The following is a 19,296-nucleotide window of genomic DNA, read 5'->3' on the forward strand; positions in this document are numbered from 1 at the left end:
CGCTTCGGGTCTGTCGGCGGTTGCTCTCCACCAACACCAGAAATAGTACAGCATGCGTCGCCACGGGTATGTTTATGCAGTCCAGGGAGGTATTTGTGGCCGGTGCTGTATCAAAAAGAGGTGGCCGCGCCAAGGTCGAACGGCGAACAGGGCGCCCCTTCGGTATGAGGGAACGCCCCGCCGGAAAGCCGTGCGAACTCAACGAGCAAGCGGGCCAGGGTGGTTCAGCGGGCCGACCCGGCCACTGTCAGGGGCGCCCGTCCGCCCGGTCCAGGACGACTTCGCGGGGGCGTTCTCGGGCATGGGCATGGTCTCCAGTCGGAACCGGGGCGCGCCGCTCGGGCGCGCCCCGTGGGAAGGGATGGGTCAGCGGGTGAGGAACGGGGCGAGGTGCACCAGGTGGTCGACGCCGACGCCGTGCAGCTCGGCGGACGCGGGCGTGGTGTCCCGCACGCGGGCGATCGGGTCGGTGGGCGGGGCGACGTACCCGAATGGGCCGGTGCTCCCGCCGAAGGTGAGTCCGCCGTCGTCGAGTTGGTCGACCTCCGTGTACTGCACGAGGTGCGCGGCTATGCGGCGGCCCAGACGGGTGCCGACGGTGCGCATCGGGAATCTGGGGGTCTCGGCGGCTGGCTCGGGCAGGAACAGCGGCAACAACCGCTCCACGGCGGCGACAGGACCCGTGACGGACATGTCGCAGGCCGGGTTCGCGCCGACGAGCGTCACGGCGTACCGCACGCCCGCGCTGCCCCAAGTCACGACGTGGCTGTTCGGCTGGTTGCCGACGTGGTTGAGCGTCGCGGCGCCGTGGGCGCGCACCGCGCTGCCGATGAGGTTCAGGTGCCGCAGCCGGGCGTGCTCGGCCTCGGCAGGTCGGTGGGAGTAGGCGACGGCGGCGGCGTCGTCCAGGCGCGGCAGGACGAGCCGCAGGGTCTCGCGGGCAACGGGCTCCGGCGCCATCCGGTCGAGTGCCAGGTCGGGGCCGTACGGCTCGCGATCGTCGAGCTGCCACGCGATCTCGGTGCGCCACGGGTGTGCGGCGAGGATCAGGGCGCCGGGGCGCCCTGCCTGGGCGAGGCGCGCGGCGGGGCGGGTCGTCCACCACGCCGCGTACGGGGCGACCGTCCAGGCGTTGCCGTCGCGGTGAGGAAGATGCTCGGCGACGCGGTGGGCGAGTGCCGGCGCGGCGGTCACGGGGGCGGTGGCAGTGGCCATCAGGTGGTTCCTTCGGGTCATCCGGCGTTGCTCTCGCCGGGGAGTGGACCGGCAGGGAGCGTCTTGCGTCGCCCTCTGCCGGAAGCGGGGCGTAACCCCTTCGGTTCGGGTGGCCCGGTTGCTCGTCGGGCCAGGTGCCCCGGCAGGGTGGCCGGGGCACTGTGAGCGGCGGTCAGTCCTCCGCGTCGTGGAGGTCGCGCACGACGGCGGCGATGCGCGCGGCGAGCGACGGCAGAGAGTCAGCGGTGGTCGCGTCCCGCAGGTAGGTGCGGCTCCCGCTGTCCGAGTCGTCGGCGACGTAGAGGACTCCATGGGTCATGGGGTGCCTGCCGGTGTCGACGAGCAGCAGGTAGCCGAACGTCTCGTCCTTGTGCTCGATGGAGGCGCCGACGCCCCACGGGACGGGCTCGGCTTCCCAGTCGGGACCGAGGAGCTGCACGGCGGCATCGCCGATGTCGGAGACGCTGAACGGGTGCTGGGTGCCGGGCGCGGGACTGTAGCGGCCCTGCTCGTCGTACGGCAGGGAGGTGGCGTACGCCGTCTCGAACACCACGATCGCGTCCTTCACGGTGGCGACCGCGGCCCGGATGAGGGGGCGACGTCCCCGGCGGACGGCGGTCGCGATGGCCACGTCGACGATGGCGCCCTTGAGCTGCGCCGCGGCCTTGCTCCAAGCCGGGGCATGGCGACGGGCAGACGCGTACGCCTCCATCGCTCCGAGTCGCTTGGTGAGCAGGTCGGCGACGTCGCGACGGCGGGGGCAGGCGGCATACGCGCCGTAGGCGGCGCGGGCCTCGGGGGCGAGCGGGGTGATGGTGCTGCTCATCGTTGGTGCCTTTCGGGCCTGGGCCGGTTGCTCTCCGGCCGGGGGTGGGGCGCACCGGGCGGTACGCCCCGTGGAGCGGGGTGGTCAGTTAGCGGCGAAGCGCTGGACGGCTGGGCAGTCGTAGCCGATGCAGTCGCAGACCATGGCGTCCGCCCAGGTCTGGCCCTGGCCGCAGGAGCAGACGGCCCACTCGCAGACGGTGAACCGGATGGTGGAGCCGCCGCACGCGGTGCACTTCAGGTGTAGCTCGGCGACGCGCGCCCGGTTGCAGGGGCGGAGGCTGTCGACGTTGACGGCGCCTTCGAGCCGCTTCCACTTCGCGAGGACGGCGAGCACCGTGCGGAACCAGCGGTCGGTGTCGGTGTCGGCTGCCTCGGTGTCGGTGTGGAGCCGGTCGAGGTCGGCACGGAGCGCGGTCTCCTCGGCGGCGTCCCACTCGTTGGGCGGGAGTAGCCGGGGCAGAGCGGGCAGGGGCGCGGCGCTGAGTGGTGCGGTGATGTAGTCGATCACCGTGTCCGGGAAGCGGCTGTCGGGGTGCAGGGCGATCAGCTCGCGGGCGTCGGACAGGGCACGCCCCATCTCCATGAAGGAAGCGTTTGTGGTCCCGTCGTAGGCGTCACACGCGGTCGCGGCGGCGTCGAAGTGTGCGGCGATGAACAGGAGCGCGGTGATGGTGGTGGGGGCGGCGAACCGCTCGCGGGCGACGCTGGCGGCGGTGCGGGCGCGGGTGGCGGCAGCGATCTGGACCGAAGTGGGCTGGTAGGTCACGGGGTTCCGTTCGGGTCTGGGCCGGTTGCTCTTCGGCGGGGTGGGGCGCGGCGGGGAGGCCGCGCCCCGACGGGGCTGTGGGCTACTGGGGGTCGCGGACTCGGCCGTCGCGGTAGACGAACAGCAGCGGTCCGCCCTCGTCGGTGCGCACGGCAGCCGTGTGGGCGCGGCCGGGGTGGGCTGTCATCACGGCGTGGGCCTGCTCGATGATCTGTTCGCGTGGCATGTCGTCGGGTAGGTCGGTGACGGTCTCCTGACGGACGTTGGACCAGTTCGCGTAGAAGTCGATGCGCATGGGTGGGGCTCCTGTTCGGTGAGGGGGCCGGGGCGCGGACTGTGCGCCCCGGCGGGGGGTTGTGTCCGTCAGGCGGCGACGAGGGCGGCGCGGATGACCTTGTACTCGGCCTTGCGAGGCTTGTAGTTCGCGACGATCTGGGCGACCTGCTCGGCGGTGTAGCGGTAGACGGTCACGACGCGGCGGGCGTGGCCGTTGAGGGTGCGGCGGATGCGAGCGGCGCGGCCCCGGATGCCTGCCTTGCGGGCCTGGATGCGAAGCGCGTCGGTAGCTCCGGACACGACGTCGAGCGGGGCGCCGGTAGCGATGACGTGGGTGGTGAGTGATCGAGGGCCGGTGCGGACGCGGCGGGCGGCGGTGGTGGCGACGCGGCGGGCGCGGGCAGCTTCGCGGTTGGCGCGGGCCCGGTTGCGGACGATGGCGGTGGCGCGGCGGGAGTTGGCGGAAGCCATGGGGTCCTCATTCGGTTCGGGTCTGTCGGCGGTTGCTCTCCGCCAACAAGAGAAATATTACAGCACGCGTCGCTCTGAATCCAAACCGAGGCTGCCGAACGATCACAAGGCGCCCTTCTTCCTCTGCAACTTCGAGCAGATGGCGCCCTTCCGGCGGGTGTGGGCGTAACTGCTCAGCGACGCGCGCTGTACTGACGGGGTGGCTAGAACAGGGCGTCAGGCTGCGGCTGCTCATGCTGCGCCCGGCGGCGGGGAGCAGCCGAGCGCACCGGCGTCTCGTCGCCGAACAGGGCGGCCGTCCCGTACGCGTCCGGGGTGGCCGGCACACGAGCACCTGCCCGCGCGGTGCCCTCGTCGACCAAGGCGAGCGGCGTGGACTCGTCGAAGTCGGCACGCGCCATCTGGTTCCAGTCGCGCCCCATCAGCCCTGCACCCCGTTCCCGGCGTTCAGGTCGACCACGGTCATCTGGTTGCCCTCGCCCGTCACCTCCAGGACCGGCGGCCACCCATCGGTGGCGTAGCTCTTGAGTTGTTCGTACGCCAGGCGCGCGGCCTCCTCCGGGCTCGACGCCTCGAAGTCGTCGGACCACGTCACGCCGTACATGCGCACGGGCGGCTTTGCCTCCTCGGCGGCCTGCCGGGCGTCGGCCACGACGCTGACGGGGATCACGACCACGGGGCGGTTGCGCAGGGCGATCACGCACGGCTCGTCCTCGTACTCGTCGTCGCCGGGCTCGGAGGGGTGCAGGCACACGAACCGCCATCCGACGTCAGCGACGCGGTCCGGGTTCGTCATCGTCCAGCCGTCGACGTTGTCGCACTCCTCGCAGCCCTCGCACGGGCAGTCGGAGACGGTGTGCGGATCGGCCGGGAACGGCGTCGGAGCGTGCTCAGTCGGACGCACGCCGGTCCCGTCGCTGAACTGGGCGACCACGAGATCACCAGCCTTCACCTCGTGAGCGCGGACGGCCACGGCGTCGTCGAGGCTGAGCCCGTACGGCAGAGGCTCAAAGTCCTCGGCGGTCGGCCGGTCGGTGAGGGCGAACGTGACGGAGCTGTCGGCAAAGGTCAGGGTGTGCATGGCGGAGCCTTCCGGTGTCGGGGCGGGGAGGGCGGGGCGTGGCGTAACGGCGACGCCCCGGCGGGCGGTCAGTGGTGCTCGCGCCACTCGTTGTCGAGGGCGCGCAGCGCGGCCGTGAACTCCGGGGTGCCGGGCCTCTCGTCGAGGTCGCGCACCTGTGCGCGCCCGTCGGGGTTGTCGGCGCGGGAGCCGTCCGGGTTGGTCCGGCTGTACGGCGGGCGACTGGCTACCGTCACGCACAGGTCGATGGCGGTACCCGCGCCCTTGCACTCGGCGGGGACGGGGTGAGGGCCGCAGACGCCGTTGCCCATGGTGCGGCAGTTCCAGCCGCTCTCGTCCTCGTCGATCCGGCCGTCACGGTTGTCGTCGCCCATCGCGGCCGCGCGGCCGTCGGTGAAGCCATCGTTGAACGCGGTGGCGATCTCCGCCTTGCTGGCAGGCCGGTTGGCGCGGGTCGCTTCGGTGCCGTGCCCGCCGGAGAGGACGGCGGCGAGCCCAAGGGCGGCAGCGGCCAGCCCAGCGACGAGAAGCGCCGCAGGGTGGGGGCGGCGAACGAGAAGGCGCGGCTTGCGCATGGGGAAGTCCCTTTCGGATCGGGTCTGTTGGCCCGGTTGCTCTCCGGGCCGGTGGTTCGATCGGAACGCTACACATCGCGAACGAAAAAGTACAGCGTCCGCCATTGGTTGAGGCAACTCTCCTATATGTAGCTGCTGTGCGCCGATTCCATGGCTCGACTTGCCGTCGTCGTGACGTCCGCTGTACTATTCAAGTGTTGGTGGAACACCCCGCCGAACAGCCCGGAGAGCAACCGGGCAGACCCAAACCGAAAGGGACACCCATGCCCGTCACCCTGGACAAGACACCCCGCTCCTTCACTGTCCTCATGCAGCAGGGAACCGTGTGCGGCGTCCTGCTCACCCCGGACACCGAGGAAGCGAACGACGAACTGGCCATGGCCACCGGCTTCGGCGACTGCGTCGACCTCTTCGAAGTGACCGCCATCGACGGCTACGCCGCGAGCATCCGAGCCATCGCCGCACATGACCGCGCGACCGCCATCGAGGACTACATCGACCGCGTCGGCGTCACCTACGGCGCAGCCCGAACCGTCTACCGGGACTGCCGCACATGGGCCCGCGCCCTGACCCCCGAAGGCCGCGCTTCCTGGCTCGCCCACGGGCTCCAGGACTACATGCCGCTCAAGCACTTCGCACTCATCGAGGCCATGCGCGAGCACGGCGAGCCGACAACCTGACCCGCTCGCACCGCCCGCCCCTCCCGGCGGGCGGTGCGCCCCGCCCTGTGCATCGGAACCCCGATGCCGGCGCCGGGCGCACCGCCCGGAAACACGGATAAGCACCCCCGAGGAGCACGACCATGCCTACGAAATCCTTCACCATCAGCGCCCGCTTCGACGCACACCAGCACCCCGACGGCGAGGGCGACGGCTGGACCGAGCACATGCGCCTGCTCAACGGCCGCCTCTTCTACTTCGAATACGGCTACACCGCCCAGGGCTACCAGACCTTCCGCGCCTACGCCCGCGTGCCCAGCTCCCGGCCCGGCGCCCTCCCCGACTGGCGTCTCCGCCACGAGTTGCACACCGACTAGGCCCACCAGCCACACCAGCCTCAAAAACGCCCAGCAGCGTGAAACAACCCGCTCTTACACATGCGCGCGCGTAGAGGTCTCTCAAAACTCGCAAAATCCCGTCTCCCCTTCCTTGGAAGGCCCCTCCTGATGACCGTTTCGACCATCACGGCCGACCTGACTTCGGCGCAGATCATCATCACGCTCGACCAGTGGGCGACGCCCGTCGTGCTGCTGCCCGACAAGATCGCCGCGCGGCTGGCCGTCTCCTCCCGTACTGACGTGACGGACTACGGCTACTGCCACTTCGAGTCCCGCCGCTTCGGCGACTAACGCCCCGTGCTCCGGCAGTCGGCCCCCTTGCTGGGGGTCGGCTGTCGGCCATTTGCCCAGTTCTCCCCATGCGCCCTCAGCGCCCGCTCATAGGCTCGCTGACTGGCGCGGAGTCCTGTCCGACCGGTCTGGTCACGTACCGGGCCCCGCCCCTGATGAGGATCTGTGAGTCCACCTGCCAGCACACTCACCCACCGTTCCATGTTCGCCGTACCCGACGCGGAGACACTGCTCGACACCGCCCGCTGGGTGTCCGGGGCATGGCTGAAGAAGAAGTTCCCGCACGCTGCCGTGCAGCTCGGCACCGGACAGCACGCGCTCGGCGACTCGTCGCTTCTTCTGACGCAGGCCGCGTACGACGACGGCGGCGCAGAGTACGCCACCCGCATCCAGCTCCGTGAGGACAAACTGGAGGCGACATGGCGCACCACCGTGACCGCCGTCCGCTCCACCACGGGCGACGGTGGCAGTGTGAGCATCGACCTGGAGTGCTTCCCCAACAGCACGCAGACCTTCCGCACCAGCAAACCGAACCTCATCCGCGACCTGGTGGGTGAACTAAAGCCGTGTGACGGCGTGTCAAGGCTGAGCGTGAACGCGCTGCGCGTCACCCACGATCGCGTGGACTCGCTCCTCGACGTCCTATGTGACCCCCAACGCGAGATGCCCACCGTCGTCGCGGCACGACCCATGCAGCGTGATCCGTTGTGGTCGGAGCGCGTGGCCGGCACGATGCGGCAGATCGCCGGAGACGCGTCTGCGTATCTGCTGTGGGACTTGGCCGCGGTCGACGCGTTCCGCGAGGCGATCGGCCACGAGCACCGTGTTGGCCCTGGCGCGGTGCGGACGTTCTTGCCGCTTGTTGACCCGGCATGGGCGTCGGACGCACCCCGGCATCGGCTCCTGGGCCCCGCCCGGTTGACGGACCCGGCAGACCAGACGTGGCGCGGTGTCGCCCGCCGCGTGCAAATGCTTGCCCTGGAGCGTCCCCTACCCTGTCGGCTCTCCGCCGTGGCGTTCCCCGACCGCGTCGCCGAGCAGCACCGCCAGGAGCGCCGTGAGTCCATGGACAAGGCGCGACTCCTCACAGCTGTACCGGCACAGCGGGTGGGCGGCTATGACGAGAAACTGCATGCCGAGGTGTCCCTGTTGAACGGTCTGTTGGAGCAGGCCGACAAGGAGCTGTCCGAATACGGCCGCACCGTCGATCTGGCCGAGCGGGCGAACGCGTCGATGCAGGAGCAGCTCCAGGCGGTCATCGCCGAGAGGGATGGTGAGATCGAGGACCACTTGACGACGCTGGACGCGTTGCAGCAGGCGCGGGCGGAGGCGGATCGGTTCAGGCTTCTGCTGTTGCGTCAGGGGCGCTCAGCCGAGGTTGCCGAGGCTGCCGAGAGTCTCCCGGGGATCCCGTCGTCGTTCGAGGAACTGTGGGAGCGCCTGGAGGAGCTGGAGCACCTAGCGGTGACCGCGGACCGCCGGGTCGCGTTCGGGCTCGACGAGCACCCCATGTCGCGCACCTGGGCGGCGAAGGGCTGGACGGCGTTGGTCTCGCTCAACTCGTACGCTGCGGCGGCGCTGGGCGGGTTCAACGGCGGCTTCTACCAGTTCTGTATGGCGCCGCCCGCGGGGGCGAAGCCGTACCCGGTCAAGCAGGTTGCGATGGCGGAGAGCGCATCGACGATGGAGCAGTACGGGCACGAGCGGATGTTCCCGACGATCGGCGGGGTGCGTGCGGAGATGCAGGCGCACGTCAAGCTCGCCACGCGCGGCCGGATCGCGCCGCGGGTGTACTTCCTGGACGACGTGAAGGGCACGCGGGGCGGAAGTGCCGGCCGTCTGGTCGTTGGGTACGTCGGGCCGCACCTCACCAACATGATGACCAACTAGGCGGGGTGCTCCGCTTCGGCGCAGCGGGCGGCGTAGCGAGGGCCGGACAGGCCGATTTGCCAGGGGCCACCATCTCCGGCGTGACGCATGCTGTACTATTTTGAGTATTGGCGGAGAGCAACCGCCACAGACCCGAAACGAAGGGGAATCCGTCGTGTCCTTGACCCTGACCCTGCCCACCGTGGACGAACTCACCGCCCTGTGCGGGCCCCTGCGCACCGTCCTCGCCGACTCGGGGCCCGTCGACATACAGCCCGAGCACGATGCCGTGTACTCCCTGGAGATCCTGGGCGGCAAGACGCTGCGCGAGTCCGTCATCAACGGCCAGTCCGGGCCCATCCTGATCATCCGGCTCTTGGAGTACATCGACCCGGTCACCCGCACCACGCGGTTCGGCGTCGAGAAGTGGAGCGTCGTCGGGTACCGCACCGTCGACCACTCGGCGCGTCTGATCTCCGATGTCGAGTACGAGCGGCAGGTGCACGCCGAGTTCGCTGCGCCGACGCTCCCCTTCGGCTGTGAGCGGTTCGCCAGCAACCTGGCCGCCTTCTTCGACTCCACCGACGTCCTCTGACCATCTGCCCCCCACCGAGGCGCAGGGCGAGCGCCGTCCTGCGCCCCACCCATCCCGCACGGAAGGACCGCCACCATGGCCACCACCGCACGCAAGAGTCCGACCCCCGCACACCGCCGCGCACTGCTCGGCGCACTCGCCGACAACAAGGGCCGCGTCCAGGAAACGAACACCCGCGTCTTGGGCGCCATCTACCTCGCTCGCTGGGTGACCGAGGTGACCAACACCGGCCGCGCCGCCGCAGGCGCCCGCTGGGCTGGCTACGACGGGCCGACGTTCCTGTCGATCAACAGCCGCGGCCGCCGCGCGCTGCTCACCGATGCCGGGGACACCGCGCTCCGTGGCGCCGGACCGGACGGGCGCCTTCCGGAGGGCACCCCGTGGCCGACCACGAATGCGCTGCACCGCGACGGACTGATCGAGTTCCGCGACCCCCACGGCAACGTGCAGCCCAACGACGGCGACGACGGCGTACGCGGACCCCTGTACGCCCCGTACACCACCGACCTCGGCCGCCGGCTCGTCACCGGCTTCCCGCAGGGCTGCCGAGCCCCCCACGCCGCCTGACAGACGCTCACCGGCCGCGCCGCTCCTCATTCGGCGGCGCGGCCCTCGCTCACTGAGGGGACCGGCTGCCCTGCTTCACCGACGAAGACGGAGAGGATTGCCCATGTCTTCGCGGATGCTCCCGGGGGTCCGCAGGTATCCCAGCTCAACCAAGTACCTCATGCTGCGACGCGTTTCCTCGGGTGGTAGCGACAGTTCCCTAATGAGCCACTCCGCATCTGCTTCGGGCCCGCATACATCGAAGAGCCACAGGCACTTGATGTAGGTGGCCAGGTCGGTAGACGACAGGCGGCGGTCGGTTGCGGCTTCGTGCCCGACCGTGAACGCGTACGGCTCACAGTCCTGGTGAGTGATGCGCGAGAATTCGAATAGTTCAGTCATAGCCGTCCCAACGAGACGGCGACTCTCTGGGGACGACCCGTCTTGCCGAGGTGACCGGACATGCCCGTCTTGCCCCCTACAGCCGGGGGCCTCCCGCCAGTACCGTTGCATGCTCATACGGCGCGGATACGGACGGCGTATCTGGAAGCGCTCGGGAAGGAGTTCACCGAAGCCCTGCACGATGGGGTGATCGAGGAGTTCATCAACGCGCGGGGAAGCATGGATCCCGGCCGGCCAATGCCGTCGCTGCCGTTCGTGGACGGTATCCCCGCAGACGAGAGCCTGTTCGTGCACCTCACCGCTGCCGGAGCCTGGTTCAAAGTGGACACTGGCGGCCACATCGTGTTCAGCGCAGGCGGCCAGGAGTGGATGTTCGCCGCCTCGGCACTCGGTGTGATCAAGCCTCTCGCCGAGGGAAGCACCCCGGCCCTGGGCGAACTGGCAGTAAGCTCCGGGATCCCCGTCGGACACGTCGCAGCTCTCGTCTCCGAGTTGGTCGCGGCCGACGTCGCCGCCGTCAGCCGGAGAAGGTAGCCGATGTTCACTGCCCCTGAGCAAGCCGTCAGGGACCGCATGATCTCCGCCCGCGGGCATGCGTGCGCCCTGTTGGGCCTCGATGGCACCGCGGGCGGAGAGGTGTGGGGGTACGCCGGAAGGACGCTGTCCGGGGCTGTCAACACGCCGGAAGGCGCCTCGTGGCTGCGGCTGGTCAGCGAACCGGAGAGCAAGAGCGGCGGGAAGTTGTGGGACGGCCCCAAGGAGGCGGAACGGTCCGTGCCACCCGCCGTGCCCCGGCCCCAGCTGCTCGATCTGCGCGACTGGTCTGCCGACGGATGGGACTACCGGGCAGAGCACTACGAGATCGTCGAGACCCCGCCCGTGTCGAGGAGTCCGGTGCTTCAGCACTGCGCGGATCTGCCGGAGACCTGGTGGAAGGACCTCCGCCAGGCCCTGGACCACATCGCGCTTGTCCGCACGGGCCGGCAGGCGGTGCGCGAGGAGTACATCCGTCGCCGTGTCCCGGAGTTCACCGGCGTCACCCCCGGCGAGATCGGCTGGACCACAGCACACGGCGACATGCACTGGGCGAACATCACCGGCCCGGCGCTGGTCTTCCTGGACTGGGAAGGCTGGGGCACGGCGCCCCTCGGCTACGACGCCGCGAACCTGTACCTGCACTCGTTGCCCGTGCCGGAGGTCGCCGAGCGGATCCGCAAGGAATTCGCCCACGTTCTGCACACCCCGGCCGGACGCGTCGGTGAGCTGACCGCCTGCACCGAAATTCTCCAAGCAGCCGCCCGAGTGCCGTTCTACGCTGACCTGGCTGACGGCGTCCGGCAGCATCTTTATCACCTGAAAATGACCGCGCCGGGCGCCTGAGTTGGTCGTGAGGAGCCCCCCGCAGTGTCAGGAGCAGCAGGCGCGTCTCGTTGACGGCGACGAGGGCGGGACCGTTCGTCCAAGTGTGGACGTGGGGTTGGGTCCGTGTTCGGGGCGCCAAGGCGGGGCCTCGTCGGGGTCGGGCAGGCCGGTCACGACATTCCGTCATTGCGGCACCGCTCGGCCGTGTCCCTTGGGCCCCATGGCCGTTAGAAGTGTGCGTCCCGCAATCCCCCGTGCGACGTACGTCAGCCCGAGGCCACCATTTCGCCTCGGGCTGACGCGCATTCGGAACCCCAGGCAGCAGGACGCGGCCAGCTTCAGCAGGGGGCAACCAGCTGCTGGGTGTGAACGTAGCAGGCCGGAACCCAGCTCTCGCCGCTGTTCAGCCGGTACCACACTGCGTTCCCGCCGACCCACTCGCCGAGCTTCCGGCCTCGGCAGTCGAGCCGGAAGTTCTTCCCTGACGCGACGGTTTCGCCGGGCGACTCCTTCTGGGTCAACTCCACGCAACGCGTGCTGTACTATTTTGGTTGTTGGCGGAGAGCAACCGCCGACGAGACCCGAACCGAAAGGCCCGTGCGCTATGTCTGCGCCATACCTGTCCCCGTTTCTGCCCGACGTCAAGCGCAACCGCGATTCCCTCGCCGCGGCCTGGCCGCGGATGCTCGAACTCGGCTACACCACCCGCGCCACGCCTGTCGACGAACCCGAGGGCTGCACCCGCACCCGGTGCGCCGGAGTCCACGAGGGTTACCCGGGCAGCGAACACCGATGGAGCCTGCACTGCCTGTTGTGCTCGGTCGACATCGAGGTCTTCTACAGCCACATGCGGGAGCGCAAGGGCGCCAACCCCGCCCCGCCGCGCCGTCATAAGGGCTGCAAGTTCTCCGGCCCGCACAAGGCTAAGGCGCGCGCGGCCCGCTTCGTCGAACTTGGCCTTGCCGTCCCCGTCTGGGACAAGGACGCCCGCGCCGCGCTCGGGGCCTGACCCGCTCCGCCGGGGCCGCGACGTTGACCGCCGGGCCCCGGCACCCTCCCCACCCATCATCACCTCACAGCCTGGCGGCCCCACGCGCACGCCGGCCAGGATTAGAGACAATGACCATGCTCACGCACACGCATAGCGGAAGGGATGGCAAGTGCCCCTCGCCGTTCTCCTGGCCGGCCTGACCGGCTCTGGGAAGACCACCGTCGCTCAGGCCCTGACTGGCCACGGCTTCGTCCGGCTGTCCGTCGACGAGGAGGTCCACCGCCTCCATGGTCGTTACGGAGTGGACTACCCCGAGAACACCTACTTCGAGCGCGAGCAGCCCGTTGTTGAAGCGATCCGACAGCGGTTCATCAAGGAGCTGGAAGCTGGGAACGACGTCGTCCTGGACCACGGGCTGTGGCGCCGCGCCGAGCGAAGCGCCTGGCGGCAGACAGCCAGCGATGCGGGTGGTCACACTCTGATCGTCTACCTCCCCGTCGATCGCGCCGAGCTGCTGCGGCGGCTGGCCGAGCGTAATGAGCGCGAAGACGCCAACGCTCTGACCGTCAGCACCGCAGCCCTTGATGATTTTGTCGCCCGCTTCGATGCTCCGGCCGAGGACGAGGAAGTGATTGTCTACAGCGGAGAACTCGACGTGCTCGTGAGGGCACTTCGCGACGCCCGCAAGGGCTGAGGCTTCCAGCTGTCGAGGCTCCGGTTCGCCGGGCCTCGTCGTTACGCCCCTGCTAACTGCGTGGTGAAGACCCCGGATCAGGCCCGGACCTTCAGGATGTAGGGGGTGAATCGGCCATTGTCAGTGGCATGCCGTACTTTTCGGCCATGCAGATAAGACCCGTGCTGTCCGCCGCCGTCGCCGCGGTGGTGGCAGCCACGACCCTGACGGCCATGGCCAGCCCCGCCCAGGCCACCACCAAAGCGCAGACCTGCTCTCGGCAGGTCACCATGCGGGGCTACTCCGATGCCCTCGACAAGACCACGTACCAGGGCGCTTTCGTCGGCGATCTCTCCTCCCTCGCCACGGACCGCCGTGGCCACCTCTTTGCCCTGTCTGACCGCTCGAAGGTCTTCACTCTGGACCACCAACTCCGGCCAAGAGCGGTTACGTCGCTGACGGACGAGAACGACCGTGCGCTGGACTCCGAGGGCCTGGCTGTTGAGCGCAACGGGGACTTCCTTGTCACCAGTGAACTGGAGCCGTCCGTCCGTCGCTTCGACCGGCATGGCCGACTCCTGGGCCGCCTGCCGGTGCCAGACACGTTCCAGGTTGCTCCGGCCGGGCACGGCATCTTGAACCGCACCCTGGAGGGCCTGAGCCTCGACCACGGCGGCCGGACGCTCGTCGGCGCAATGGAAGGCTGGCTGACGACCGACGGCATGAACACGCGCCGCTTCCAGACCTGGGAGCGTCACGGCCGCCACGACTTTCGGCTGGCTCGACAGTGGGCGTACACCGCGGAGCCGGGCTACGGCATTTCGGAGATCGCCGCGACCGGTGACGGCCGGTATCTGGTGCTGGAACGATCCTTCGCGGCTAACGTCGGCTGGACGGCGAAGCTTTATCTGGCTGATCCGCGGCACGCCACGGACACCAGCCGTGTGAAGGCCCTGGCCGAGGACCAGCCGCGGGTGCGGTTCGCGAAGCGGACGCTATTGGCCGACCTGAGCGGTACCTGCCCGTCGCTCGGCGCCGTGTCGCACATCCCGAGTCAGGCGAACCCGCTGATCGGCAACATCGAGGGCATGACGATCGTCAGCCGGGAACGCGGTGGCAGGCTGAAGCTCCTCCTGGTGACGGACGACGGCGAGAGCCCGGCAGAGATCACGCGGCTGTACGACGTGACGGTGCGCTTGCCGCACTGAGCAGCAGCGCGCTGAACGCAAAGGAGCCCCGGACGAACTGTCCGGGGCTCCGTGCTGTTCGAGTGTCAGGCCAGGAGGAACGCCGCGGCGGTGGCGGCGCCGAGCGATGCGCCGGCCACCGTCTGGGCGACGGTGTGGTAAGTCAGTGCCACACGGGACCAGCACACAGCTGCGGTGAGGATGTAGGCGAGCAGCCACCACGGCGAGTGGACGACGGCGAGCATCGCGACGACGGCGGAGGCGACCGCGCTGTCCACGCTGATCTTCCAGACGGTGTTGATGGTCAGGAGTCCGATGGTCATGGCCCAGAGGGCGAGCATCGCGATGAGGATGCCGGTCGGCGCATGTCCAAGGACCATGGCGAGCGAACCGAGGCCGATGGACGCCAGGATGACCACGAAGATGGGGGCCCGCTTCGTTCGGTCCACCACGTGGCGGTCGCCCCAGGTGCCCCTCTTGCGCTCCCACTCGATGTAGGCCGCGGGGATGATGCCAGCGCACAGTGCGCCGAGCAGACCCCAGGGGATGCCGGTCCAGTCGCCAGCGGCTGCGACGCCAATGCCCAGCATGCCGGCCAGCAAGGCGTTGCGGGGCTGCAGTATGTCGGTGACGGTCCTGGCCGCCGTGGTGATGGTCATGTGGTGGCTCCTGCGGTGGTGAGCAGGCGCTGTGCCTGGGATGGGTCGGTCTTCCGGTAGGCGTTGGCGACGTGCCGCAGCCAGGCGACTTCGCCGTCCTGGTCAGTGGTCTGCTGCTGCTCGAACGCTGCGACCGGGCCCGCGGGCGCCCCTCCAGCCTTGGCTGCGAGCGCGGCCTTGATCCAGCACGCCTGAGCGATGGCGCCGTGGGCGGAGTCTTCCTTGGCAGCGGCCATCAGGTTGTCGGGGACGTGATGACGCAGTTTCTCGATCGCGTCCCCGACATCGTGGATCCACCGGTCGAGCCGGAGCTCGGCGTCCATGTCACGGCGGGTCAGCTCGCGGTACCGGGAGCGCGGCGGCTGCATCGGGATGGCGGGGAAGGCGGTCATCAGCTCGCGCCACATCCGGTACAGGCGCGCGAGGGCCCACCAGGCGCGGGCGCGGCGGAGGCCCTTCTCCGAGGCCGGGACCGATACCCCGAGCGCGAACAGCACGAAGAGGAGAAGTTGCATAGCCTCGGTGGAGGACTCGATCTTGTGGGCGACCGCGTAGCTGGGTTGGTCGGCGAGCCAGACCCACATGGCCAGCATGCGGCCGAAGGAGTAGGCAACGCCGAGGACCATGGCGAAGGCCATCATGCCCAAGCCGACGCGCAACAGCCCGCGTTCCTCACGGCGGAACGCGCCGGCCCACTGGTAGAGGCAGATGGCGGATGCGGAGCCTAGGTAGACGTAGAAAACGCTCATGTAGGCGGTGGCGCCCCACTGCCCGGCGTGATCGCTGACGAAGTGGTCACTCGCTACCGACCGGTCGACGACCGTGAAGAACATGATCGTCATCAGGGCGAAACTTGCGAGGGCCGTCTTGGTGGCTGCGCGCTGGATGACGCGGGCTACTCGTACGGCGCGGGCCATCTCGCCATCGGCGGGGTACTGCCCGTACACGGCGACGATGTAGTACATGATCGCCAAGATCGCTGCGCCAGCCGAGTAGTGCTTGAGCAGGATGGAGGCGTCGGTGATCGAGCTGTTGTTGAGCCCGATGCGTACGACCTCGGTCTTGGTCCACAGGGCGATGGAGAAGCCCAGGAAACAGCCCCAGAGGGATCTTCGGCGGGCGTCGGAACCGCCTAGCGCACGCCAGATGGCGACAGCGGTCATCAGGGCGGCTACGAGGTAGCCGGCTATGTCGAGCACGGGGGTCCTTGAGTTACGAGCGGCGGAAGAGGTTGCGAAGGCGACGGCCGGGTCGGTAGCTGCCACCGGCGGGCCGGGAGAGGGTGTCGTCCAGGCGGCCGAGCATGTCGTCGCTTGGCACGTCGCGGGCCATGCGGGGGATGAGGGAGGCGCCGAGTTCGGCGATCTTCTCCTCGACGGTGCGGTAGTTGGCGCGTGCCTGGACAGTGGCCTGGCCGGAGGCGACGCGCTTGATCAGGTCAGGCCCGAATACGGGCAGCAGTGCCTTGAGTTCGTCGGGGCCGAGCTGGGTGCCGTGGTCGAACCATTCGTGGACCAGTTCGTGCAACATGACGTGCTCGGTCAAGTAGGCCGACGGGCGCTGGCGGTAGAGGACGATGCTGAAGTCCGTGTCCTTGATCCTCAGCCCGCACGCTGTCCTCACGGTGATCATCGAGTCAGGGATGGGCTGCATGATGATCCGGCGGCCGCGGGCCTTCTCCATGTTGATCCGCAGTTGCTCTACTGAGAACGGGTTGGGAATCGGAAGGTCTGCCAGGCCGGTCTTACACCGCTTCTGCACCTCGCTCAGAGACGGCTCGGAAGAAGGTGCGTCCGTCATGACTGAGGTTCCGCCGGACGTTCCTGTGCCTCCTGGCGCGCCCTCTCCACGAGGTCAAGGGCGAAGTTGAGCAGGTCGGGCGAGAGCCCCTCTTCGGTGATGCCCCGCCCGGCGATTCCGCTGATGCCGCCGGCGCGCTTGTCAGCCAGGAAGCGGAGTCCGGCGACCACCTCTGCCTCGACCTGCGATTCCGGTTTGAAAAAGCGCCAGTCGCAGTCGAAGCCCAATCCCAGCGCTTGCAGAGTCTCTTCCCTGACCTCGGTGAGCTGGCCCTTGCGGAGCTTGCCGAAGTAGCTATGAGACAAGGCGCCGCCGCGGGCCTCCACGATCCGACAGAACTCGCGGTCGCTCGGGGCGCCGTCGGGGAACGACTCCGTCAGCAGGTAGTTGATCTTCTCCTGCAAGGTGCGTGGCTCACTTCTTTCGCCAGCACTCATCTCCGCCCCCAGGCTACTCATGTCCATTTGTCTTTTTTGCTTGTAATCGCTGCGTCACTTTAGTCCATACGGTCGGGCGAGAGGACGCCTTCCGTCTACGCCCGGACCTTGAGGTTTGTCCGAATCTAATCCGACTTGCGTAAACACTCTACGTCACTGTTAACTCAATGACACACAGGGCCGCCTGTAGGGGTGGTGCGGCCGGATTTCGCCGTGCCCTGAAGTGCGCACGGGACTGCCCGGCTCGGGGGAGCGGGCAGCCTCGTGCGTCTATTCGACGCGATGGAGTGATGAACGAGTGACGATCTCCGACGCAGAGCCTCTGCTTTGGGCCTCCAGCCTGCGGACTCCTGCGACTGGACGGGGAGCTGCCCTGCTGCAGGTTCCCGACGCGATGAACTTCCTTGATTTCCGGCTCGGGCCTGAACACGAGCCAGCCGAGGCCCTGCGCCGCTCGCGCCGGTTCGCCGCGATGGTGCTGCCGGCGCTCCTCGCGGCAGCACCGGAGGCGGCGTCCGCCTCCGAGTCAGTCCTGGCCGTTCTCACGGAGCTCGTCGACGTCACTGCGCGGCACCGCGCGAGTGTCGACCTGGCGGGCCGGATCTCGTACGACGGGGCCCACGTCTTGCTCACGGTCGGAGAGATGGACCGGCCGTTGCCGACGCCCGAGGTGGAGCCGGGACTGTTCTCCGTGCAGCGCCTCACCGACGACATCGGGCAGTACCGGGGCGACGACGCCGGATATGTGACCTGGGCATCCGTGCCCATCTAATCGAAATCGTCGGTGAAGCCACGCGGCCGCCTCCCTGCCTGCGTGTGCGTCGTGGGCCTCGGGCCTGGCAGGCTGTGCCGCAACGGTGAGCTTCGCCTCGCCGCAGGATGGAGGCCCGGGTGGCAGGGAGCGAGCGCGAGCCGGCGGAGGTACGGATACCCCGCACGGCCCTGGACGCGATGGCCGCGGCGCTGAGTGTGCGCACGGTGGCGATGCGCACCTGGCCCGACGGCATCGAGTGGATGTACCCGATGGGGGCGTGGGACGACCCGCACCTGGAGGTGGCGCTTATGCCCGGCGGTGACGAGGTGTGGCTGCGAATGTCTACCGACCGTGCCAGCGTCGCGGTGTGGACCATCCAGCAGTGGTGGGTCTTCGCCGGGGAGCTGCCCGAGGCGCCCCCTGGCTGAGTTCCCGTGGATGCAGCGTCCCGCCGAGAGCTACAGGTTGTGCCGATAGATGAGCTGGCTGTGGGCGCCGGGCACGAGGATGTCCGCGGTCTCCGCCGCGCGGTCGGCGAGGTGGTGGGTACGGGCCAGCAGCAGCGCCGGCGCGCCGACGCGACCGTGGACTCGGCGGGCTTGGGCGTGGTTGAGCGCGATCGGGGTGATCGTCTCGGTGATGTGGGTGACGGTCAGCCCGATGCGCGCCATCCGGGCAGTCACTGGTTGCCCCGCTAGCGGCCCGCCAGTCGGCAGCATCACCGGCGTCCCGGCGGTCACCGTGTGCGGCTCCCAGCTGGTCACGGCCATCAGCGCCCGTCCACCCGGATCGTGCACCGTGTAGTCGGTGCGCACGCACTCGGCGTCGACGGCGATGCCGAGGCGATCGGCGATGTCGTCGGGTGCGGGGGTGCTGGGGGCGCTGTCGGCGTCCGCGGTCCAGGTGCCCCCGGGCGTGACGCGCGCCCAGGCGGCAACCGGCCCGGTGATCGAGGCCCGGCTGGTCTCCGGGGCTCGGACGTACGTCCCCGACCCCGCCCGCGCCTCCAGAACTCCCTCCTCAATGAGGAGTCCCTGGGCGCGGCGGACGATGTTCTCCCCGCCCTCGGCGAGCCCGAGCAGCTCACGAGCGACTAGCCTGCGGGACGGCAGACGCTGGCCGGGAAGCCATCCGCCGGAGGCGATGTGCTCGCGAATCGCGTCAGCTGCTTGCAGGTACGGGGCGGCACTCTGGGAGGGCATGGCCTCAACCTTATCGACCCGGCCAAGGCTAGTGGACTAGCTTGCGGAACGTAATCGCCGCGCGGGCATCGAGCGGGGGTTGATTGGCGTAAGTAGCCACCAAAGTAGCCGCCAGGCCGGCGACTTGGTGCGTTTGCGCAGGTTGTAGCACTGCGGTGACTCTCCCCGGCGTACAGGCCGACTCGTCCGCCGCCTGGCCGTCAGAAGGCCCCGACCTGGCAAAATGCCAGGTCAGGGGCCCTTCAAGAGCGTCATCAGC

Annotated in this window: 27 protein-coding genes; 13 read left to right on the forward strand and 14 right to left on the reverse strand. The window is 69.1% G+C overall.

Translation table 11 applies throughout. The annotated features are described in order from the left end of the window. Window positions 1-366: 366 nt before the first annotated feature. From ACGFML_RS34605 to ACGFML_RS34640, 8 genes are all read right to left on the reverse strand, one after another. On the reverse strand, window positions 367-1,215 hold the full coding sequence (locus tag ACGFML_RS34605; protein WP_393549628.1) for a hypothetical protein: 849 nt from the start codon (window positions 1,213-1,215) through the stop codon (window positions 367-369). Between the two features lie 172 nt (window positions 1,216-1,387). After that, on the reverse strand, window positions 1,388-2,041 hold the full coding sequence (locus ACGFML_RS34610) for a hypothetical protein (RefSeq protein ID WP_393549629.1): 654 nt from the start codon (window positions 2,039-2,041) through the stop codon (window positions 1,388-1,390). 84 nt (window positions 2,042-2,125) lie between these two features. Then, the gene (locus ACGFML_RS34615) at window positions 2,126-2,809 is read right to left on the reverse strand and encodes a hypothetical protein (protein ID WP_393549630.1); all 684 of its coding nucleotides are present in this window, start codon (window positions 2,807-2,809) and stop codon (window positions 2,126-2,128) included. An 82-nt stretch (window positions 2,810-2,891) separates the two neighbouring features. Further along, window positions 2,892-3,104 (reverse strand): hypothetical protein, encoded by a 213-nt coding sequence (locus ACGFML_RS34620; protein ID WP_393549631.1) that lies wholly within the window; start codon window positions 3,102-3,104, stop codon window positions 2,892-2,894. Window positions 3,105-3,172: 68 nt separating this feature from the next. Further along, window positions 3,173-3,556 (reverse strand): hypothetical protein, encoded by a 384-nt coding sequence (locus tag ACGFML_RS34625; protein ID WP_393549632.1) that lies wholly within the window; start codon window positions 3,554-3,556, stop codon window positions 3,173-3,175. 203 nt (window positions 3,557-3,759) lie between these two features. After that, a complete protein-coding gene (locus ACGFML_RS34630; RefSeq protein ID WP_393549633.1) occupies window positions 3,760-3,978 on the reverse strand; it encodes a hypothetical protein in 219 nt (72 codons plus the stop codon). Then, complete coding sequence (locus ACGFML_RS34635; RefSeq protein ID WP_393549634.1) at window positions 3,978-4,637, reverse strand: hypothetical protein; 660 nt, start codon at window positions 4,635-4,637, stop codon at window positions 3,978-3,980. The genes ACGFML_RS34630 and ACGFML_RS34635 overlap by 1 nt, the downstream gene beginning before the upstream one ends. A 68-nt stretch (window positions 4,638-4,705) precedes the next feature. After that, the gene (locus ACGFML_RS34640) at window positions 4,706-5,212 is read right to left on the reverse strand and encodes a hypothetical protein (RefSeq protein ID WP_393549635.1); all 507 of its coding nucleotides are present in this window, start codon (window positions 5,210-5,212) and stop codon (window positions 4,706-4,708) included. Between the two features lie 263 nt (window positions 5,213-5,475). Between ACGFML_RS34640 and ACGFML_RS34645 the strand changes: the two genes are divergently transcribed. From ACGFML_RS34645 to ACGFML_RS34680, 8 genes are all read left to right on the forward strand, one after another. Then, on the forward strand, window positions 5,476-5,892 hold the full coding sequence (locus tag ACGFML_RS34645) for a hypothetical protein (RefSeq protein WP_393549636.1): 417 nt from the start codon (window positions 5,476-5,478) through the stop codon (window positions 5,890-5,892). 122 nt (window positions 5,893-6,014) lie between these two features. Then, complete coding sequence (locus ACGFML_RS34650) at window positions 6,015-6,248, forward strand: hypothetical protein (RefSeq protein WP_393549637.1); 234 nt, start codon at window positions 6,015-6,017, stop codon at window positions 6,246-6,248. Window positions 6,249-6,377: 129 nt separating this feature from the next. After that, a complete protein-coding gene (locus tag ACGFML_RS34655; protein ID WP_393549638.1) occupies window positions 6,378-6,560 on the forward strand; it encodes a hypothetical protein in 183 nt (60 codons plus the stop codon). Between the two features lie 201 nt (window positions 6,561-6,761). Continuing rightward, window positions 6,762-8,450: a hypothetical protein gene (locus tag ACGFML_RS34660; RefSeq protein ID WP_393549639.1), complete on the forward strand. Its 1,689-nt coding sequence runs from the start codon at window positions 6,762-6,764 to the stop codon at window positions 8,448-8,450. Between the two features lie 154 nt (window positions 8,451-8,604). Further along, window positions 8,605-9,024: a hypothetical protein gene (locus ACGFML_RS34665; protein WP_393549640.1), complete on the forward strand. Its 420-nt coding sequence runs from the start codon at window positions 8,605-8,607 to the stop codon at window positions 9,022-9,024. 75 nt (window positions 9,025-9,099) lie between these two features. Beyond that, window positions 9,100-9,591 carry a hypothetical protein gene (locus ACGFML_RS34670; RefSeq protein ID WP_393549641.1) on the forward strand — a complete coding sequence of 164 codons (492 nt, stop codon included), beginning with the start codon at window positions 9,100-9,102 and terminating at the stop codon, window positions 9,589-9,591. Between the two features lie 441 nt (window positions 9,592-10,032). Then, window positions 10,033-10,506 (forward strand): hypothetical protein, encoded by a 474-nt coding sequence (locus ACGFML_RS34675; protein WP_393549642.1) that lies wholly within the window; start codon window positions 10,033-10,035, stop codon window positions 10,504-10,506. Between the two features lie 3 nt (window positions 10,507-10,509). Next, window positions 10,510-11,352 carry a hypothetical protein gene (locus tag ACGFML_RS34680; RefSeq protein WP_393549643.1) on the forward strand — a complete coding sequence of 281 codons (843 nt, stop codon included), beginning with the start codon at window positions 10,510-10,512 and terminating at the stop codon, window positions 11,350-11,352. A 320-nt stretch (window positions 11,353-11,672) separates the two neighbouring features. On the opposite strand, the gene ACGFML_RS34685 is transcribed toward ACGFML_RS34680, so the two are convergent. Further along, window positions 11,673-11,861 (reverse strand): hypothetical protein, encoded by a 189-nt coding sequence (locus ACGFML_RS34685; RefSeq protein ID WP_393549644.1) that lies wholly within the window; start codon window positions 11,859-11,861, stop codon window positions 11,673-11,675. 77 nt (window positions 11,862-11,938) lie between these two features. Here ACGFML_RS34685 and ACGFML_RS34690 point away from each other — a divergent pair, with 77 nt between their 5' ends. From ACGFML_RS34690 to ACGFML_RS34700, 3 genes are all read left to right on the forward strand, one after another. Continuing rightward, complete coding sequence (locus ACGFML_RS34690; protein ID WP_393549645.1) at window positions 11,939-12,343, forward strand: hypothetical protein; 405 nt, start codon at window positions 11,939-11,941, stop codon at window positions 12,341-12,343. A gap of 151 nt (window positions 12,344-12,494) precedes the next feature. Then, window positions 12,495-13,019: an AAA family ATPase gene (locus tag ACGFML_RS34695; protein ID WP_393549646.1), complete on the forward strand. Its 525-nt coding sequence runs from the start codon at window positions 12,495-12,497 to the stop codon at window positions 13,017-13,019. 146 nt (window positions 13,020-13,165) lie between these two features. Further along, window positions 13,166-14,206: an esterase-like activity of phytase family protein gene (locus ACGFML_RS34700; RefSeq protein WP_393549647.1), complete on the forward strand. Its 1,041-nt coding sequence runs from the start codon at window positions 13,166-13,168 to the stop codon at window positions 14,204-14,206. A 65-nt stretch (window positions 14,207-14,271) separates the two neighbouring features. Here the strand turns inward: ACGFML_RS34700 and ACGFML_RS34705 are convergent, their stop codons facing one another. From ACGFML_RS34705 to ACGFML_RS34720, 4 genes are read right to left on the reverse strand one after another with little or no spacing between them, the layout of a single operon-like run. After that, window positions 14,272-14,844: a hypothetical protein gene (locus ACGFML_RS34705; protein ID WP_393549648.1), complete on the reverse strand. Its 573-nt coding sequence runs from the start codon at window positions 14,842-14,844 to the stop codon at window positions 14,272-14,274. Continuing rightward, complete coding sequence (locus ACGFML_RS34710; protein WP_393549657.1) at window positions 14,841-16,007, reverse strand: MAB_1171c family putative transporter; 1,167 nt, start codon at window positions 16,005-16,007, stop codon at window positions 14,841-14,843. The genes ACGFML_RS34705 and ACGFML_RS34710 overlap by 4 nt, the downstream gene beginning before the upstream one ends. Before the next feature lie 49 nt (window positions 16,008-16,056). Beyond that, window positions 16,057-16,644 (reverse strand): toxin, encoded by a 588-nt coding sequence (locus ACGFML_RS34715; protein WP_393549649.1) that lies wholly within the window; start codon window positions 16,642-16,644, stop codon window positions 16,057-16,059. After that, complete coding sequence (locus ACGFML_RS34720) at window positions 16,641-17,048, reverse strand: hypothetical protein (RefSeq protein WP_393549650.1); 408 nt, start codon at window positions 17,046-17,048, stop codon at window positions 16,641-16,643. Before ACGFML_RS34720 ends, ACGFML_RS34715 begins: the two co-directional genes overlap by 4 nt. A 331-nt stretch (window positions 17,049-17,379) precedes the next feature. Here ACGFML_RS34720 and ACGFML_RS34725 point away from each other — a divergent pair, with 331 nt between their 5' ends. Beyond that, window positions 17,380-17,853: a hypothetical protein gene (locus ACGFML_RS34725; protein WP_393549651.1), complete on the forward strand. Its 474-nt coding sequence runs from the start codon at window positions 17,380-17,382 to the stop codon at window positions 17,851-17,853. Between the two features lie 119 nt (window positions 17,854-17,972). Continuing rightward, entirely contained in the window at window positions 17,973-18,263 is a 291-nt protein-coding gene (locus ACGFML_RS34730; RefSeq protein ID WP_393549652.1) for a hypothetical protein, read from the forward strand. Window positions 18,264-18,293: 30 nt separating this feature from the next. On the opposite strand, the gene ACGFML_RS34735 is transcribed toward ACGFML_RS34730, so the two are convergent. Continuing rightward, window positions 18,294-19,037 carry a GntR family transcriptional regulator gene (locus tag ACGFML_RS34735; RefSeq protein ID WP_393549653.1) on the reverse strand — a complete coding sequence of 248 codons (744 nt, stop codon included), beginning with the start codon at window positions 19,035-19,037 and terminating at the stop codon, window positions 18,294-18,296. Window positions 19,038-19,296 lie beyond the last annotated feature (259 nt).

The organism is Streptomyces sp. NPDC048650, assembly GCF_043199095.1.
GTDB lineage: Bacteria > Actinomycetota > Actinomycetes > Streptomycetales > Streptomycetaceae > Streptomyces.

Coding starts and splice junctions, on each gene's coding strand:
- ACGFML_RS34605 (WP_393549628.1), bottom strand. CDS start 1,215: ATGGCCACTGCCACCGCCCCCGTGACCGCCGCGCCGGCACTCGCCCAC.
- ACGFML_RS34610 (WP_393549629.1), bottom strand. CDS start 2,041: ATGAGCAGCACCATCACCCCGCTCGCCCCCGAGGCCCGCGCCGCCTAC.
- ACGFML_RS34620 (WP_393549631.1), bottom strand. CDS start 3,104: ATGCGCATCGACTTCTACGCGAACTGGTCCAACGTCCGTCAGGAGACC.
- ACGFML_RS34625 (WP_393549632.1), bottom strand. CDS start 3,556: ATGGCTTCCGCCAACTCCCGCCGCGCCACCGCCATCGTCCGCAACCGG.
- ACGFML_RS34630 (WP_393549633.1), bottom strand. CDS start 3,978: ATGGGGCGCGACTGGAACCAGATGGCGCGTGCCGACTTCGACGAGTCC.
- ACGFML_RS34635 (WP_393549634.1), bottom strand. CDS start 4,637: ATGCACACCCTGACCTTTGCCGACAGCTCCGTCACGTTCGCCCTCACC.
- ACGFML_RS34640 (WP_393549635.1), bottom strand. CDS start 5,212: ATGCGCAAGCCGCGCCTTCTCGTTCGCCGCCCCCACCCTGCGGCGCTT.
- ACGFML_RS34645 (WP_393549636.1), top strand. CDS start 5,476: ATGCCCGTCACCCTGGACAAGACACCCCGCTCCTTCACTGTCCTCATG.
- ACGFML_RS34650 (WP_393549637.1), top strand. CDS start 6,015: ATGCCTACGAAATCCTTCACCATCAGCGCCCGCTTCGACGCACACCAG.
- ACGFML_RS34655 (WP_393549638.1), top strand. CDS start 6,378: ATGACCGTTTCGACCATCACGGCCGACCTGACTTCGGCGCAGATCATC.
- ACGFML_RS34660 (WP_393549639.1), top strand. CDS start 6,762: ATGTTCGCCGTACCCGACGCGGAGACACTGCTCGACACCGCCCGCTGG.
- ACGFML_RS34670 (WP_393549641.1), top strand. CDS start 9,100: ATGGCCACCACCGCACGCAAGAGTCCGACCCCCGCACACCGCCGCGCA.
- ACGFML_RS34675 (WP_393549642.1), top strand. CDS start 10,033: ATGCCCGTCTTGCCCCCTACAGCCGGGGGCCTCCCGCCAGTACCGTTG.
- ACGFML_RS34680 (WP_393549643.1), top strand. CDS start 10,510: ATGTTCACTGCCCCTGAGCAAGCCGTCAGGGACCGCATGATCTCCGCC.
- ACGFML_RS34690 (WP_393549645.1), top strand. CDS start 11,939: ATGTCTGCGCCATACCTGTCCCCGTTTCTGCCCGACGTCAAGCGCAAC.
- ACGFML_RS34700 (WP_393549647.1), top strand. CDS start 13,166: ATGCAGATAAGACCCGTGCTGTCCGCCGCCGTCGCCGCGGTGGTGGCA.
- ACGFML_RS34705 (WP_393549648.1), bottom strand. CDS start 14,844: ATGACCATCACCACGGCGGCCAGGACCGTCACCGACATACTGCAGCCC.
- ACGFML_RS34710 (WP_393549657.1), bottom strand. CDS start 16,007: ATGACCGCTGTCGCCATCTGGCGTGCGCTAGGCGGTTCCGACGCCCGC.
- ACGFML_RS34715 (WP_393549649.1), bottom strand. CDS start 16,644: ATGACGGACGCACCTTCTTCCGAGCCGTCTCTGAGCGAGGTGCAGAAG.
- ACGFML_RS34735 (WP_393549653.1), bottom strand. CDS start 19,037: ATGCCCTCCCAGAGTGCCGCCCCGTACCTGCAAGCAGCTGACGCGATT.